This window comes from Daejeonella rubra, assembly GCF_900103545.1.
In the GTDB taxonomy this organism is placed as follows: Bacteria; Bacteroidota; Bacteroidia; order Sphingobacteriales; family Sphingobacteriaceae; genus Daejeonella; species Daejeonella rubra.
In genome coordinates this window covers 1-16,228 of the sequence record NZ_FNHH01000023.1, presented here as the reverse complement: position 1 = coordinate 16,228, position 16,228 = coordinate 1, and the positions used below count along the sequence as shown (strand labels likewise).

Genomic DNA, 16,228 nt, shown 5'->3' with positions numbered 1-16,228 from the left:
GCCTGATTAATCATAGATCAGGCTTTAACGTTTTTGAAAAAATCAATGATAAGATTTGCCAACTCAGTACCTATTCTCTCCTGAGCTTCATTGGTAGAAGCTCCGATATGCGGTGTTAAGCTAACATTTGGATGAGATAAGAGATCCTGACGAGGAGTTGGTTCATTATCAAAAACATCAAGGCCAGCAAAGGATACTTTGCCAGAGTTTAAGGCTTCTAATAGAGCATCTTCATCAATCGTACCTCCGCGTGAGCAGTTAACTACTCCTGCACCATCTTTCATTAATGCAAACTCTTCTTTTCCCAGAACAGGCTTTTCTGAGAAGGGAACGTGCAGACTTATAAAGTCAGATTCTTTTATTAATTGTTCTACACTAACAGCATTAATCGGACAATTTACACGTACATTTCCTCCAAGTACCAGTTCAAGTTCTTTAGGAATTTCAAAAAGATCATAAGCAAGAACATCCATACCCAGACCTAATGCTACTTTGGCTGTCTCACGTCCTATTCGTCCGAAACCAATAATTCCGATTTTCTTCCCACGAAGCTCTATACCTTTAGCATATGCTTTTTTCAGGTCATTAAATCTGGTATTTCCTTCAACAGGCATTTTACGGTTAGAGTCCTGTAAAAAACGAATACCGGTAAAAAGATGGGCAAAAACTAGTTCAGCAACAGAAAGTGATGAGGCCGCAGGTGTATTGACAACTGCCAGTCCCTTTTCCCGGGCATAATCAACATCAATATTATCCATACCGACACCACCACGACCGATCAATTTAATATTCGGACAAGCATCAATCAGGTCTTTTCTAACTTTAGTTGCACTACGAACGGTAATTGCATCATAGTTTTTTAAACCTTCTGAAAGTTCTGCCTGAGGGATATGATTGGTATCAACCTGAAAACCTGCTTTCTCTAATAATTCTTTACCGATTGGATCAATGCCATCATTGGCTAGTATACGAAACATAAATTATTGAATTTATTGATGCTATAATTATTAATATTTTAAAATAAACAGAAATGAATTATACTGCCCATCAGCATAAGATCAATCAATTTTTAACGGTGCTTTTCTGCAAATTCCTGCATCGCATCGATAAGAGTATGAACACTTGTGATAGGTAATGCATTGTACATGGATGCACGGAAACCTCCAACACTTCTATGTCCTTTAATTCCGATGATATCACGGTCTTCTGCAAACTTTAGAAAAGGCTTCTCGAGTTCAGGATTTTCCATCACGAAACATACATTCATTCTTGAACGATCTTCAATACTACATGTACCCTTAAACAATGGATTGCGGTCGATTTCCTTATAAAGAGCTTCAGATTTGGAAATATTTTCTTTTTCAATTTCTGCTACTCCTCCCTTTGATTTTAACCAGCGAAGATTTAACATGGACACATAAATGGCAAATACCGGAGGTGTATTGTACATAGATCCACCATCGATCTGAACCTTATAATCAAGCATTGAAGGAATCTTACGATCGATCTTTCCTAATATTTCGTCCTTTACAATAGCAAGTGTTAATCCGGCAGGCCCCATATTTTTTTGAGCGCCGGCATATATCAAACTAAATTGAGATACATCGATTACCCTGCTGAATATATCAGAAGACATATCACAAACAACCGGAACTGAAGTTTCAGGAACTGTCATTAATTCAGTTCCATAAATCGTATTATTTGATGTGTAATGGAAATATGCAGAATCTGACGGTATTTCAAAATCTTTAGGGATAAATGTGAAATTATCATCTTTTGATGAAGCAACAACATTTACATTTCCGAATATTTTAGCCTCTTTCAAAGCCTTGGTTGCCCAAACTCCTGTATTCAGATAAGCGGCAGTCTCCCCCTCAGCAAGTAAATTCATGGGAACCATTGCAAATTGTAAACTTGCCCCTCCTTGTAATAAAACAACCGAATAACCTTCAGGAACATTTAAAAGTTCCTTAACTAAACGAACTGTTTCATCAACTACAGCTTCAAACTCAGGAGTACGGTGTGATATCTCTAAGATAGATAAACCTGTACCATTAAATTCAAGAACAGCCTGAGATGCCTGTTTGAAAACTTCCTGAGGTAAAATGCAGGGACCTGCACCAAAATTATGTGTCATACTCTTTAAATTTATGCCGCAAAAATAACAGAATAATTTGACACCTGATAGGTTTTTGAACCCTTATTGAGATTAGATGACAAATGTTTACCTGCTTTTTAACTTAGCGATCACCCGGAAGTTAAACATTCTGGAAGTTAGATAGTTTGGCACAGCGTACTGATTGGCCATTTTATCATTTAACCACAAATAGGAAGTGGTATTCTTGAAATTCAGCAGATTAAATAGTTCAGCATGCAGGCTTAGCGCCTGAAAATATTTTTTAATAAATACAGAAGACCTTTTGCCTTCAGGATCTGCCAGATCTTTAGAAAAACCTATATCGGCTCGCTTATAGGCAGGAATTTTAAATTGATCAGTATGCCGGTCTGGTCCCGGAGGACCAACAGGTAATGAGGAAGAATAAATTAAGTTCAGGTGTACTTTATAAGTTGGGTTTTGTATTAAGCGATCCTGGAACATCATTCCTATATTAAACAATTGGTCAGTTGGTCTTTTCAGGTATCCCGGCCTAATGGTGATCTGATTGCCTTGTGCATCCTTCGACAGGTAAAAATCATCTTTGATATCCTCCTCAGTTTTCATAACTGAAATTCGGAATGTAGATTCAAGATCCTTAGCAAAATTACCGCTAATACTCAGATCTGCTCCTGCAGCATATCCCTTTGACATTTTATCTGAAAGATACCTGATCTTCAAGTCTTCAATTTTATAAGGAGTAATTCTGCTTAGTATCTTATAGTAAACTTCAGAACTGAATTTCAAACGGGTTCCAAGTCCGTTGAATTTATAATCTGTACCGGTGATCAATTGAAAAGATCTTTGAGATCTTGCAGCAGCATTCAGACTTCCATTGTAATTTTTGATCTCCCGGTAAAAAGGTGCCTGATTATAAGTGCCGGCAGAAAATCTAATGAGTAAGTGATCTCTGTGTCCGGGATTATACATTAAGGATACCCGTGGACTAATCATATTTTCCTTAGAATAAGTATTATAATTAAGCCTTACTCCTGCTGCCATCATTAAGTTAGGTCTTAAGCTGAAGGTGTTTTGAACAAAACCACTGAATCGCCGGATCTTTACCAGATTTTGCTGATCAATAAGCCCTGAATACATCCAGTTTCCCTGATCAGGAAATGCATATCCGCTGGTATCAACTGCAGTATATTCATCTATACGGTCATCTATACGGTCTGACTGAAATCGTACACCCATTTCGAAAAAAGAGCTTTTTACCTGCTTATACATTCGTAATTCAGTGTTGTATATCAGCGATTTTAAATAATTATTGGAAAATGTCTGATTCGAACCCATTCCTAATAAACTACCACCATTCGAGGGATTCAGCCCCCCCCCTTCCTTCTCATTAAATGAATACCATCCCAGGAGATCTGCCTGCTCTTCCACATTAATGGAAGCAATTGAATTTATCCATTTAAAATTCAGACTATTACTCGCATTATACGAAAATGTAAGAGCACTGTTTAAAGCATTATAATTGCTGCTTTCTTCTCCTTCATAATTTACGAAAAGTCTTAATACATCATCAGATGTACCAAATTCGGTTATTCTCTTATCCGGACTTATCTTAACTTCTCCCCCATTATACAAACCAAAAAGAGATAAATTTAGCTTTGAAGAGATATTTTGTCTTAATAGAAACTGATAGTCAGAAAATCCTGAATGATACTCGCCCTCAATATTTTGCCTGCCTAAAAAACTTTGATTTTTCTTATTTCTTATTCCTGCAAGAAAGAAACCATTCTTTAATGGCAGTTTTAATGTTGCTGAACTTGAAAGAAAACCTGCCTGTGCTTCAAGTGATAAACTATCAGGCTTGCTGTATCTGACATCAAGAATTGATGATAATTTATCTCCGTATCTGGCTTCAAAGCCTCCTGCTGAAAAAAATATACTCGATGCCAGATCCGGATTGATAAAACCTAACCCCTCCTGCTGACCAGATCTGATTAGCATTGGCCTGAATATTTCCACATCATTCAGGTAGATCAGATTCTCATCAAAGTTTCCACCCCGGACTGAATACTGAGAACTTAACTCATTATTTCCGGAGACCCCGGGCAAATTTTTTATAAAACTTTCGAAGCTTCCTGAAGTCTGAGGGAAGGATGAAAACTTGGCAGCCTCAATACTAATAGAATTACTTGAATTAAACCTTTCAGTAATATGAACTTCGTCAAGTGATTGTATATCAGTAATTAATATAATATTTTGAATATTATCTTTGTCTGAAAGCAGACCAAAATCCAGACTTAGATCTTTATAACCTAATCTGCTAAAAATCAATGTGGCATTTAACGGAACCTTGTTTAGAAGATACTCGCCTTCTCTGTTAGTTTGAGTTATCAAACGGGTATCTTTAACCTGAATGGTAACTCCACTTAATAATTCGCCCTTTTCAGAAGTAATGACTCCCTTGATTACCGTAAGATCCTGAGCTATTATTTTGTTTGAAAAAAGAAGTAAGGGCAGAAAAAGAAAAAAGCGAAGTAAAACGACAAAATACCTGAAATTTGGCTTTATGGAGTGAAAAATTAAGAGTTGTCGTTGTTTTTTCTTCACATTCAAAATAATGTCATGCTCTTAAAATATCGGGATTTAAATTCTTTAGTGCAGCTATTTCCAATACCGGATCAGCAGCAGAAAAGACCGCATTACCAGCAACAAGTACATCTGCTCCTGCTTGTAGTAATTTCAGTGCATTCTGATTGGATACACCTCCGTCAATTTCAATTAAAAGTCCGTCATTCCGGCCGGAAGCCATTGATCGTAGTTCTCTTATCTTTTTGTAAGTATTTTCAATAAATTTCTGACCTCCAAAACCTGGATTAACAGACATCAGACATACCACATCCATATCTTCGATAATATCTTCCAGTAAACTTACAGGGGTATGAGGATTTACTGCTACTCCTGCTTTACAACCTAGATCCCTTATGGCACTCAACGTTCTGTGAAGATGAGTACATGCTTCAATATGAACCGTAATATTTTCTGCACCGGCCAGTTTAAAATCCTGCAGGTAGCGATCAGGATCAACGATCATCAGATGTACATCCAGTGGCTTTTCAGCATATTTCTGAATTGCTTTCAGAACAGGAAAGCCAAAGGATATATTCGGAACAAATACTCCGTCCATAATATCGATATGAAACCAATCAGCTTCACTGCGATTGATCATTTCTATATCTTTCTGAAGATTGGCAAAATCAGCAGACAAAACGGAAGGGGCAATAAGATGTTTCATTTTGTAAAATTACAATTTTGATTGTAATATTCAGTTTTAATGGCAGCTATATGATTATTGTTTGGGGCCTTCTTCCTCAATGATTTTCATATTTTTTCCAAATTCTATAAGGTCAAGCTGGACCTTAGGTCTATTTGCCGTTTTTTTTGTTAAAATCAATGCATTTAAATGTAGAAATGGTATTTCAACTCTATAATTAATGGCAAGTGGAAAAAACGGAAATGCGGAGAATAAGCATATATATAAACGCAAAATATGCGGAGATAATTTTAATATGCGGAGAATAAATATTATTTTTACCGCATAATTAGCGGAGAATAAAAATATGTATTTATACAACAACCATAATTGGCCAATCTTCGAATGGAATAGTGATAAACTTTTAGCATTGCTTTCCTATGTAAGGAATAGACAAGGCAGGTTAATTGGTAAGATGGGGGCTTTGGGATTTGAACTTCGCAATGAAGCCAACCTCGAAATACTAACGCAAGAAATTATAAAATCGACTGAAATAGAAGGTGAATTTCTTGACAGAGAACAAGTAAGGTCATCAATAGCCAGACGGTTGGGATTAGAAATATCAGGGTTAATATATTCCGAACGTAATGTTGACGGAATTGTTGATTTATTGTTAGATGCAACAAAGAATTATGATAAAGAACTTACTGAAGAAAGATTATTTACATGGCATGCATCACTTTTCCCAATTGGAAAAAGTGGAATGTACAAAATCATAGCAGGAAACTGGCGTGACGATTCAACTGGCCCAATGCAAGTTGTTTCAGGAGTCATGGGAAAAGAAAAAGTTCATTACCAAGCACCACCAGCTGCTCAAATTGAAAAAGAAATGCGAATTTTCTTCGATTGGTTTAATTTGGAGAAAAATACGGACTTGGTTATTAAGGCTGCTGTTGCACATTTGTGGTTTGTGACAATCCACCCCTTTGAAGATGGAAATGGAAGAATTTCAAGAGCACTAAGTGATATGTTACTAGCCCGTTCTGACGAGCAATCGTTTAGATTTTATAGTATGTCAACACAAATCCGGAAGGAAAGAAATTCATATTACGATATATTGGAAAAGACTCAAAAAAGCGGATTAGATATTACAAATTGGCTCGAATGGTTTCTGAATTGCTTACTTCATTCAATTGAGAATTCAGAAAAACTTCTTGAAAAAATAATTTATAAACACTCGTTTTGGATACACCATTCAAAAGTTAACATAAACGACAGACAAAGAAAAATACTGAATATGCTTATGGATAAATTTGAAGGAGTATTAAATACTACTAAATGGTCAAAGATAGGAAAATGCTCTCAGGACACGGCTTTACGAGACATTCAAGACCTGATTGAAAAAGGAATTTTGGAAAAAAGTTCGAAAGGAGGGCGTAGTACAATTTATGAATTGAAAACAGATAAATGACAAACCCCAGCCACTAAAACGCGGTATAGTTAATTGCCGGTTCAGTACGTATTCGAGCGGCACAGCTCATATCAAAATTAGTTGTAACTTGATAGGAAAGTGCTTCCAAATCGGCAACTAACCATATTGCCTACCGATAGTTGCAATAGATGCAGATTTTAGCAATGAATCAAATTTTGAATTATCCAAACCTTTAACTGATTCATTATATCTAGCCTAAGTCCATTATCAAGATGAAAATATGTCCAGCCTGGATACTTATTTAATGCGAAGATTTATGTTTAATATGAGCCTGTCTGAACATGATATTCATTTTCTTAAGTTTGGTCATTGAATGAAATCGTTCTGTATAGGATCTTTTCAAAGCTGTTTTAAGCAAATCAAGTTCAGCCTTTTCATAATCTGATGAAGGTTCCTGAACGATGTGTTTTTCTTGCTTTTTCATAATCTGATATACACAATTTAATAAATCAGGCAGTAAAAAACAAAACCTGTCTGTGCAGAGGCACGACAGGTTTTGCAAGTATAAAATTCAAAGAATTATTCAGCTGCTGGCTTTGTGTCTTCTGGTCTTGGAGGACGTGGAAGTAAAGCTTTGCGGGAAAGTTTTAATTTACCCTGCTTATCAACTTCTAGAAGTTTAACTTTTACGATATCGCCAACATTCAACACCCCGTCCATAGACTCATAACGTTGCCAGTCAATTTCGGAAATATGAAGTAATCCATCTTTTCCAGGCATAATTTCAACAAAAGCACCAAAAGGCATAATTGTTTTCACTTTTCCTTCGTAAACTTCGCCTACTTCTGGTTTTGAAGCAATTGCTTTAATACGGTTTACAGCTTTATCGATCGCTTCCTTATTGTCAGCGAAGATCTGAACAATACCTAAATTGTCTTTTTCTTCAATGGCAATGGTTGCGCCAGTTTCACGCTGCATTTCCTGAATGATCTTACCACCGGGGCCTATAACAGCACCGATAAATTCTTTATCAATTTTAAGGGTAACGATTCTTGGTGCATGTGGTTTGTAATCCTCACGTGGCTCAGCAATAGTTTTCTTCATTTCATTTAAGATATGAAGACGAGCTTCGTTAGCCTGCTTTAAAGCTGCAGTTAACACTTCCCATTTCAAACCATTGATCTTCAAGTCCATCTGACAGGCAACAATACCTTTTTCAGTTCCGGTTACTTTGAAGTCCATATCTCCTAAATGATCTTCATCACCAAGGATATCAGTTAAAATTGCGTATTTACCAGTTTTCTCATCAGAGATCAATCCCATTGCAATACCTGAAACCGGAGATTTAATCTTAATACCGGCATCCATCAGTGCAAGTGTACCTGCGCAAACTGTAGCCATAGAAGATGAACCATTTGATTCCAAAATATCTGAAACAATACGGATAGTATAAGGATTATCATCACCGGGCAATACCTTTTTCAAAGAACGCATTGCCAGATTTCCGTGTCCGATCTCACGACGGCCTGTACCACGGTTCGGACGAGCCTCACCTGTAGAAAAAGCTGGGAAGTTATAGTGTAATAAGAATTTCTGGTATCCATTAAAGAAAGCACCATCGATCAGCTGCTCATCAGATTTAGCACCCAGAGTAACGGTTGTTAAAGACTGAGTTTCTCCGCGTGTGAAAATAGCTGAACCGTGTGCTGTAGGAAGGTAACCTATTTCAGACCAGATCGGACGAACTGTACGTGAATCACGACCATCAAGACGAATTCCTTCATCAAGAACCAGGTTACGGATTGCATCATACTGAACATCATGGAAATATTTCTTAGACAGAGAGATTGTTGTATCATCAACACCTTCACCTAGATCAGCAATAAATTCTGAAATTACTTCAGCAAATTTATCTGTACGGTCATGCTTTGCAGATTTTGATTTTGCAATAGCATAAACTTTATCATAGGTAGCAGCAAAAACTTTAGCTTTCAGATCAGTATCATGAGTTTCATGACTGTAAACACGCTTTTCAGTTTTGCCAACTAAAATTGCCAGTTCTTTTTGAGCCTGAACCTGAATAACGATGGCTTTGTGTGCAAATTCAATTGCCTCGACCATTTCTTCTTCAGAAATTTCATCGCCTTCACCTTCAACCATTACGATATCATTCTCTGTTCCGGCAACAAGCAGATCCATAGTAGCTCTTTCCAGATCACTCAGGTAAGGGTTAATAATTAATTTACCATCAATTTTAGCAACACGAACTTCAGAGATAGGACCGTTAAAAGGAATGTCTGACACTGCAATAGCTGCTGATGCCGCTAAACCTGCAAGACAATCAGGCATAATATTTTTGTCGGCTGATATTAAAGATATCATAACCTGTACATCTGCGTGATAATCTTCAGGGAACATCGGGCGTAATGCACGGTCAACTAAACGGGATATCAATACCTCGTAATCAGAAAGCCTTGCTTCACGACGAAGGAATCCACCAGGGATACGTCCTGTAGCTGCATATTTTTCCTGATAATCAACTGACAGCGGTAAAAAATCAGTTCCCGGTTTTGCACCAATACTTGATACCACAGTGGCAAGAAGCATCGTGTCTCCCATTTTAACTACAACCGAACCATCAGCCTGCTTGGCTAGTTTTCCTGTTTCGATCTCGATCATACGGCCATCGCCCAGATCAAATGTTTTTTTAATTGCGTTATAACTCATTTGCTTTGTTTGCGACGTACTTTTCCTCTTTAGAGCACATCTTCTTTTATATTGATTTTTATTTTTTTAATTAAAAAAGCCATCCCGCATATTGAGGATGGCTTCGCAAAATTTTGCTAAGATTATTTTATAATATCTCTTAACTCTAATGCTTTGATAATAGCACGATACCTGTTGATATCTTTTTTGAAAAGATAAGCTAACAAGGCGCGGCGTTTACCTACAAGTTTCTGAAGAGATAATTGTGTAGAAAAATCCTTCTTGTTTTTTTTCAAATGCCCGGTTAAATGAGCAATACGTGCGGTAAATAATGCTACCTGTCCTTCTGCAGAACCGGTGTCTGTTGCACCTTTTCCGTGCTTGGCAAAAATGTTTGCCTTGTACTCTGTACTTAAATACATTACGTGAATAATATTAAAGCTGTTAATAAATAAACAATTAGCTGCAAAGATAGAAGTTTATCAGTTAATTTCAAAGAATGAATCACAGTATCGGATATTATTTAATTCATCCGTGAATATTATTGAGGTTTTTTATTTGGGGGTTTGCCCGGCGGTAGCCTGGCCGGGCTATGCGCTGCAATCTTTTGCTTTGCAAAAGGATTTTCGCTTCTATCCCTAAGCCGAAATTGGATTATTCATAATATATATTTTACTTAGGAATGCTTGGTTTATAAAAAACAATCAATTTTTAAAATCCCATACTTCCCACCTCTTACTTCCTACCTCATACCTCTTACTTCATACCTCATACCCCTCATCCAGAATATTTCCTTTTCTCACAATTTAGCGCGAATTTCGCCTCAATGGAAAATCCAATTAAGTACAGCCAGTTCACTAGCGAATTCAAAGTCAGGCCTGATGATATAGATATGTTCAATCATGTTCATAACAGCACTTATTTTGATTATGTGCTGGCCGCCAGGTATGAGCAAATGGAAACATTCTACAAAATGCCAATGGAGGAATTTCTCAGCCAGGGATTTGGCTGGGTTGTACGATCTGCTTTTGTCGATTATAAACGTCCTATGGGACTTGGCGACAGATTTTCAGTACTAACCGGAATAGAAAGCATTAACTCTAAAGGATGCAGAGTAAAATTTGAGATCAAAATTCTAAAAACTGGCAAGGTAGCTTGTGATGGCTGGTTTGATTACATCATGATCGACATCAGTACTGGCAAAAGTGTAAAGGTTTCTGATGAAATGATCCTGAAATATTCAATCTGATAAGCCTAGCTCCTGCTTTCCAAAGCCATTTCAATCAAATCTCCGTAAAACTCGCTGATGTTCAATCCTGCAGCACGAACTTGTTGTGGTATAAAACTCTGTGCTGTTTGACCTGGAATTGTGTTGATCTCTATGAAATAGAAGTTTGAAGTTTCGTTCTGAAGAAAGTAATCTATCCGAACCATTCCCTTACAGTTCAATTTCAGATAAATATCAGAAACAATACGTTCTACTCTTGATTTTTCATCCTCAGTCATTCTGCCAGGAGTAATTTCCTCGGTAGCACCCGGGGTGTACTTTGCTTCAAAATCAAAAAAATCATTCGATGGTATCACTTCAGTTGCGGGCAATACCTGAATTCCTTTACTGTTTTTATATACTCCAATAGAAAATTCACGGCCTTGAACAAACTCTTCAACCAAAACCTGAGCATCCTCATTAAATGCCTTATTAAGTGCGGCAGGAAGCTCATCGGCAGTTTTTACTTTGCTCATTCCAATACTGCTTCCGCCATTATTAGGTTTAATAAATAAAGGAAGTGCCAGATTGGTTAACAATTCTTTTTCTGCCGCAGCTGAATTTTCAAATAATTGGATGGATCGTGCAATATGAAGGTCACGAATCCCATCAACAATAGCTTTTGAATAGCCTTTATTCATGGTCAGCGATGAGGTAAGCGCATCACAGCTTGTATACGGAAGATCAAGCAAGTCGAAATAACCCTGTAGCTTTCCATCTTCACCCGGAGAGCCATGCAGCATAATAAAGGCTGCATCAAAATTGATCCTGGTATTGTTTATTAAAATAGAAAAGTCATTTTTATCAACCGAATACTTCACAGAATCAGCATCCATAAAATACCAGCCTTCTTTTAAAATAACGATCTTATATATATTGTATTTATTTCTATCTATCTGAGATTCAACAAAATCAGCGCTCTTGAATGAAACAACAGATTCTCCGGTAAATCCGCCTGTAACCAATGCTATATTCCTTTTCATAGGCTCAAAGATAAATTTTAAAACAATTGAACAATAAAGCCAGCTAATATTTATCTTCGATATTGTTTAAATTGGATTATTTTTGAGGCATTAATGCCTTTATCTATCCGGCAATAACCAAAATGATAGTTAACCTTAGTTCTATTTAATCATACCATTCATCTCTGAAATAAAAGCCTGCATATAATGAGTAAATTTATTGAATACTTACGGACCAAGACCTTTCGTAAAAATCTCCTTATAGCAATCGGATCAATTTTTGCCTTCTTATTATTCCTTTTTTACAGCCTTGGATTTTATACGCACCATGGCGAGGGAATGCCGGTTCCAAAACTTAAAGGTTTACCCATTGCTAAAGCAATTCAGTTACTTGAAGAGCAAGGTCTAAGATATCAGATAAATGACTCTATTTATATGATTGATCAGACACCTGGTATCATTGTGGAGCAGGATCCTGATCCGAACACAAACGTTAAGGCCAACAGGACTATTTACCTGATTGTAACCAGAGATGCTCCTAATATTAAGTTTCCCGATATTGAGGGCAGAACATTTCTGGAAGTACGTTCTATACTCAATAATTACCAATTAAAAGTAGGTGACACCACTTACAGATCGGATGTTGCCAGAGATGTGATATTGGAGGCTGTTTTTGGTGGGAATACTATAAATAAGGGTCAGCAAATACCTAAAGGATCACGTATTGATCTTATTCTTGGAGATGGTTTGGGAGCAAGTGAAGTTGACATTCCCAATTTATTGGGTCTAAACCTGAATGAAGCCAGGATGGCCTTGCTTGGATCATCGTTAATGCTTGGTAATATTAGTTTCGATGGATCTTCTGATACTGTTAATGCCAAAGTTGTCAGTCAGTTCCCTGCAATAAGTGATACACTGAATAAGGTTAGTATTGGTACACCTATTGATATAGTACTTAAAGGAGGGAATTAATTTGACAGACATTTCTGCTGCTGAATTTAAAGTGCGAAACATAGAACCTTTACCATTTAAAATTATAGATGTAAGGGAAGTACTTGAATATCAAACATTTAATCTTGGCGGTGATAATATACCTTTGGGAAAGCTGTTAACTGAAGCTGATGATCTTGAATATGAAAAGGATAGCGAGATCATAGTTATTTGCCAACGGGGACTAAGAAGTGAAACTGCCCGGCGGACATTAGTTAGTCATGGCTTTAATAATGTTAGAAATTTAACCGGTGGAATACTGGCTATCAGACGATTAGATTTATAAATATAATATATCTGCAAAAATAGAATGGTGGAAAAAAAGACAAATAAGTTAAGTTTTAAAGCTAAAATGCTTTTGGCACTTGGTGGTTTTTTGATTGTAATACTTGCCGGAACCGGCATTAGTTATTACCTGAAATATTTCAAGCCCAACGTTACCGGAAGTATAGAATATCTATATATTAAAACAGGCTCTGACTTTAATGATGTTTATGCAAACATTAAATCAGATAATGTAGTTAAGGATTCAATTTCCTTTTATAATGCAGCACAGAATATGGAATATGCTGGAAAGGTAAAAGCAGGCAGATATCGCCTTACTAAGGGAATGGGTAATCGGACTTTTATCAATATGCTGAAAGCAGGAAATCAGGAAGCGGTAAAGATATCTTTTCAAAATGTCAGGTTAAAGCATACCCTGGCGGGGATGGTTTCAAAAAAGATCGAATCTGATTCCGTCTCCATTTCAAAATTGCTTGATTCTACTGAGTTTGTCCAAAAATATGGCTTCAATACTGATAATGTGTATACCATGTTCATCCCTAATTCATATGAGATCTACTGGAATACGGATGCAGAGAAATTCTTCATAAGAATGCATGAAGAGTACGTTAAATTCTGGAATGCGGATAGAAAGGCGAAGGCTGCAAATATTAACCTTACGCCGATTGAAGTTAGTATCCTTGCTTCAATTGTTGATGGTGAAGCTTTGAATGATAAAGAAATGCCAAGAATCGCAGGTTTATATATGAACAGGCTTTTAAAAGGAATGCGACTTGAAGCAGATCCTACAGTTATTTTCGCAGCAAACGATTTCACCATAAGAAGGGTTTTAAATAAGCATCTAAGAATCAATTCTCCATACAATACTTATTTGAATACCGGCCTTCCTCCAGGTCCTATTTCCATGCCAAGCATCAATGCAATTGATGCAGTGCTCAGCTATGAGAAGCATGATTACATTTATATGTGCGCTAAAGAAGATTTCTCAGGTTACCATAACTATGCATCTACACTTTCCCAACATTTGATCAATGCAAAGAAATTTCAGCAGGCTCTAAATGAACGAAATATTAAAAAATAATGTTTAGCAATACCACAAAAATACGGGTTCGATATGCTGAAACCGACCAGATGGGATATATGTATTATGGTAACTATGCTGCATTCTTTGAAGTTGGCCGGGTTGAAATGCTCAGAAGTCTGGATATGACCTATAAATCAATGGAAGATTCAGGTATTATTATGCCAGTAACAGAAATGAAATGTAAATATATAAAGCCTGCTTTGTACGATGAAGAGATCACTGTGAAAGTGATCATTGAAAAAATGCCATCTGTAAGAATTCACTTCCGTTATGAACTTTTTAACGAAAAAGAAGATTTAATACATATCGGTGAGACGACACTCGTATTTATAGATAAGGTTAAGAACAGACCCTGTCTGCCTTCAACAGATTTTCTTGACAAACTAAGACCTTACTTTAATTAAGTTTATTAAATGAACTGGCTTCATAAAGTACTTTTAAGATTTAAGCCATATTTTTTGTTCGTTGAATGGACGAAGGTGATGATATTGCCTGGGTTTAGTCCTTTGCCCCTATTTACAGTTGCTTCATTTTTCTTTCAGGAAATCGGCAAGGATGAATTGATCAATAAGGCATCATCACTTTCCTACAATTTCATGCTGGCCATTTTTCCGGCCATCATATTTTTGTTCACATTAATTCCATATGTGCCGATAGATAATTTTCAGGATCAGTTAATGAACCTGATCGCTTTGATCTTGCCAGTTGAGGCATATGCAGCAGTGAATACTACCTTATTGGATATTGTAAAAAACCAAAATTCAAAGCTGTTGTCCTTCGGTTTTGTCTTTGCCCTGATATTTGCGACTAATGGTATTAATACACTTATGGAAGCATTCAATAAATCTTCACTGATCACTGAGACCCGTTCCTGGGTAAAACAAAGGCTTGTCGCAATATATTTAACGCTTTTGATTTCTTTTGCTCTGATTTTTGGTTTGGTTATTATGACGATCGGTGAATATGTTTTTGAATATTTAAAAACGGAACTTCGTTTTAAAGATTCCTTCTGGTTATATGTTATTAATCTCGGAAGGTGGACAATTCTGATCGCGGTGTATTTTGTAACCATCTCATTATTATATCGCTATGGACCTGCAAATGCTAAAAAATGGAAGTTTTTTAGTGCCGGATCATGGATGGCAACCATTCTTGCAGTTTTTACTTTCTGGGGATTTTCTTATTACATCAACAATTTCGGTAATTACAACAAACTATATGGCTCCATTGGTACGCTGATCGTGTTAATGATCTGGCTTTACCTTAATTCTCTGATCATATTGGTTGGCTTTGAATTAAATGCGAGCATAGACCTTTCTAAAAGGAGCATCAAGATCATAAAGCCTAAGTTCAACAGTTTTAAATCAGCTCCAGTTGAGGAAAAACTGGAACAAAAGCACTAATTTTTTAATATTTTCAACTCTTTCTCATTCACTTTCTGTGAGTTAGGTCGAATAATTCAAAAAAAAAGCATTTTGGTTTGCAGTTTGAGACTGAGTTTGTACTTTTGCAGCGGAGAGTTGGCAGAGTGGTCGATTGCGGCAGTCTTGAAAACTGTTGAACTGTTATAGGTTCCTGGGGTTCGAATCCCTAACTCTCCGCCAGATAAAATGCTATCCACGTAAAGTGGGTAGCTTTTTTTGTTTTAAGGCGACTGCATCAAAGATGCAGGGGAGCCAAAAAACAAAAAAAGCGTAGAATCCTCCCGCGGAGGATTCAGCATTTTAAATGAAGCCTCCCCCTTTTGGGATCTGTGTTTCAAATCCCTAACTCTCCGCCAGTTAAAATGCTATCCACGTAAAGTGGGTAGCTTTTTTTGTTTTAAGGATTTCTGTTTGTAAGTGAGGTACAAGCGGCACGCGTGCACCAGCGATGTTTCAGAAGGGTATTATTGAGCAAATGTCTTTCCTAATGAGGTACGAAGAGGAATCTCATTAATAAAAGCAATTTTATGATCAACAGATCTCTCCATGCGTCATAGTTGTTTTTAACTACTAATTATGCTTCGCATATTCGAGATGACGGTAATTATTAATCAGATTCCGGATCAAGCATAATTCTTGGGGGATAAATAAAAAAAGAGTTGCTTTGTGTTTACTCAACCGAACATCACATTGCAAGACACTTACCAAACCCTCG

General features: G+C 36.8%; 15 protein-coding genes and 1 tRNA gene. 8 read left to right on the top strand and 8 right to left on the bottom strand.

Annotated elements, in window-relative coordinates; translation table 11 throughout:
* Positions 1-17: 17 nt before the first annotated feature.
* From BLR27_RS13940 to rpe, 4 genes are all read right to left on the bottom strand, one after another.
* Complete coding sequence (locus tag BLR27_RS13940) at positions 18-977, bottom strand: D-2-hydroxyacid dehydrogenase (RefSeq protein ID WP_090705872.1); 960 nt, start codon at positions 975-977, stop codon at positions 18-20.
* Positions 978-1,069: 92 nt separating this feature from the next.
* On the bottom strand, positions 1,070-2,137 hold the full coding sequence (gene serC / locus BLR27_RS13935; protein WP_090705871.1) for a 3-phosphoserine/phosphohydroxythreonine transaminase: 1,068 nt from the start codon (positions 2,135-2,137) through the stop codon (positions 1,070-1,072).
* Between the two features lie 87 nt (positions 2,138-2,224).
* Positions 2,225-4,720, bottom strand: a complete 2,496-nt coding sequence (locus BLR27_RS13930) for a TonB-dependent receptor (RefSeq protein WP_143007752.1) — start codon at positions 4,718-4,720, stop codon at positions 2,225-2,227.
* 13 nt (positions 4,721-4,733) lie between these two features.
* Positions 4,734-5,405 carry a ribulose-phosphate 3-epimerase gene (gene rpe / locus BLR27_RS13925; protein ID WP_090705868.1) on the bottom strand — a complete coding sequence of 224 codons (672 nt, stop codon included), beginning with the start codon at positions 5,403-5,405 and terminating at the stop codon, positions 4,734-4,736.
* Between the two features lie 325 nt (positions 5,406-5,730).
* Here rpe and BLR27_RS13920 point away from each other — a divergent pair, with 325 nt between their 5' ends.
* The gene (locus BLR27_RS13920) at positions 5,731-6,834 is read left to right on the top strand and encodes a Fic family protein (protein WP_090705866.1); all 1,104 of its coding nucleotides are present in this window, start codon (positions 5,731-5,733) and stop codon (positions 6,832-6,834) included.
* 262 nt (positions 6,835-7,096) lie between these two features.
* On the opposite strand, the gene BLR27_RS13915 is transcribed toward BLR27_RS13920, so the two are convergent.
* The 3 genes from BLR27_RS13915 to rpsO all read right to left on the bottom strand — a co-directional run bounded on the left by BLR27_RS13915 (position 7,097) and on the right by rpsO (position 9,923).
* Entirely contained in the window at positions 7,097-7,279 is a 183-nt protein-coding gene (locus BLR27_RS13915) for a hypothetical protein (RefSeq protein WP_090705864.1), read from the bottom strand.
* A 95-nt stretch (positions 7,280-7,374) separates the two neighbouring features.
* Entirely contained in the window at positions 7,375-9,522 is a 2,148-nt protein-coding gene (pnp, locus tag BLR27_RS13910) for a polyribonucleotide nucleotidyltransferase (protein ID WP_090705862.1), read from the bottom strand.
* Positions 9,523-9,644: 122 nt separating this feature from the next.
* Entirely contained in the window at positions 9,645-9,923 is a 279-nt protein-coding gene (gene rpsO, locus BLR27_RS13905; protein WP_090705860.1) for a 30S ribosomal protein S15, read from the bottom strand.
* A gap of 404 nt (positions 9,924-10,327) precedes the next feature.
* On the opposite strand from rpsO, the gene BLR27_RS13900 reads away from it, so the two are divergent.
* The gene (locus BLR27_RS13900; RefSeq protein WP_090705858.1) at positions 10,328-10,750 is read left to right on the top strand and encodes an acyl-CoA thioesterase; all 423 of its coding nucleotides are present in this window, start codon (positions 10,328-10,330) and stop codon (positions 10,748-10,750) included.
* A 5-nt stretch (positions 10,751-10,755) separates the two neighbouring features.
* Here BLR27_RS13900 and BLR27_RS13895 read toward each other — a convergent pair whose 3' ends face one another.
* A complete protein-coding gene (locus BLR27_RS13895) occupies positions 10,756-11,751 on the bottom strand; it encodes a D-alanine--D-alanine ligase (protein WP_090705857.1) in 996 nt (331 codons plus the stop codon).
* A 186-nt stretch (positions 11,752-11,937) separates the two neighbouring features.
* On the opposite strand from BLR27_RS13895, the gene BLR27_RS13890 reads away from it, so the two are divergent.
* The 6 genes from BLR27_RS13890 (at position 11,938) to BLR27_RS13865 (ending at position 15,693) form a co-directional block, all read left to right on the top strand.
* Positions 11,938-12,702, top strand: coding sequence for a PASTA domain-containing protein (locus tag BLR27_RS13890; protein WP_090705855.1), 765 nt, complete (start codon positions 11,938-11,940; stop codon positions 12,700-12,702).
* Between the two features lie 31 nt (positions 12,703-12,733).
* Positions 12,734-13,006 (top strand): rhodanese-like domain-containing protein, encoded by a 273-nt coding sequence (locus BLR27_RS13885; RefSeq protein ID WP_245704525.1) that lies wholly within the window; start codon positions 12,734-12,736, stop codon positions 13,004-13,006.
* 24 nt (positions 13,007-13,030) lie between these two features.
* Positions 13,031-14,086, top strand: coding sequence for an endolytic transglycosylase MltG (gene mltG, locus BLR27_RS13880; RefSeq protein WP_090705851.1), 1,056 nt, complete (start codon positions 13,031-13,033; stop codon positions 14,084-14,086).
* Positions 14,086-14,493 (top strand): acyl-CoA thioesterase, encoded by a 408-nt coding sequence (locus BLR27_RS13875; RefSeq protein ID WP_090705850.1) that lies wholly within the window; start codon positions 14,086-14,088, stop codon positions 14,491-14,493. The genes mltG and BLR27_RS13875 overlap by 1 nt, the downstream gene beginning before the upstream one ends.
* A 9-nt stretch (positions 14,494-14,502) precedes the next feature.
* Positions 14,503-15,492: a YihY/virulence factor BrkB family protein gene (locus BLR27_RS13870; protein ID WP_090705848.1), complete on the top strand. Its 990-nt coding sequence runs from the start codon at positions 14,503-14,505 to the stop codon at positions 15,490-15,492.
* Between the two features lie 111 nt (positions 15,493-15,603).
* A tRNA-Ser gene (locus tag BLR27_RS13865) sits at positions 15,604-15,693 on the top strand.
* The last annotated feature ends 535 nt before the right edge of the window (positions 15,694-16,228 follow it).

Coding starts and splice junctions, on each gene's coding strand:
- rpsO (WP_090705860.1), bottom strand. CDS start 9,923: ATGTATTTAAGTACAGAGTACAAGGCAAACATTTTTGCCAAGCACGGA.
- rpe (WP_090705868.1), bottom strand. CDS start 5,405: ATGAAACATCTTATTGCCCCTTCCGTTTTGTCTGCTGATTTTGCCAAT.
- BLR27_RS13915 (WP_090705864.1), bottom strand. CDS start 7,279: ATGAAAAAGCAAGAAAAACACATCGTTCAGGAACCTTCATCAGATTAT.
- BLR27_RS13895 (WP_090705857.1), bottom strand. CDS start 11,751: ATGAAAAGGAATATAGCATTGGTTACAGGCGGATTTACCGGAGAATCT.
- BLR27_RS13890 (WP_090705855.1), top strand. CDS start 11,938: ATGAGTAAATTTATTGAATACTTACGGACCAAGACCTTTCGTAAAAAT.
- mltG (WP_090705851.1), top strand. CDS start 13,031: ATGGTGGAAAAAAAGACAAATAAGTTAAGTTTTAAAGCTAAAATGCTT.
- BLR27_RS13900 (WP_090705858.1), top strand. CDS start 10,328: ATGGAAAATCCAATTAAGTACAGCCAGTTCACTAGCGAATTCAAAGTC.
- BLR27_RS13920 (WP_090705866.1), top strand. CDS start 5,731: ATGTATTTATACAACAACCATAATTGGCCAATCTTCGAATGGAATAGT.
- BLR27_RS13875 (WP_090705850.1), top strand. CDS start 14,086: ATGTTTAGCAATACCACAAAAATACGGGTTCGATATGCTGAAACCGAC.
- BLR27_RS13870 (WP_090705848.1), top strand. CDS start 14,503: ATGAACTGGCTTCATAAAGTACTTTTAAGATTTAAGCCATATTTTTTG.
- serC (WP_090705871.1), bottom strand. CDS start 2,137: ATGACACATAATTTTGGTGCAGGTCCCTGCATTTTACCTCAGGAAGTT.
- BLR27_RS13940 (WP_090705872.1), bottom strand. CDS start 977: ATGTTTCGTATACTAGCCAATGATGGCATTGATCCAATCGGTAAAGAA.
- pnp (WP_090705862.1), bottom strand. CDS start 9,522: ATGAGTTATAACGCAATTAAAAAAACATTTGATCTGGGCGATGGCCGT.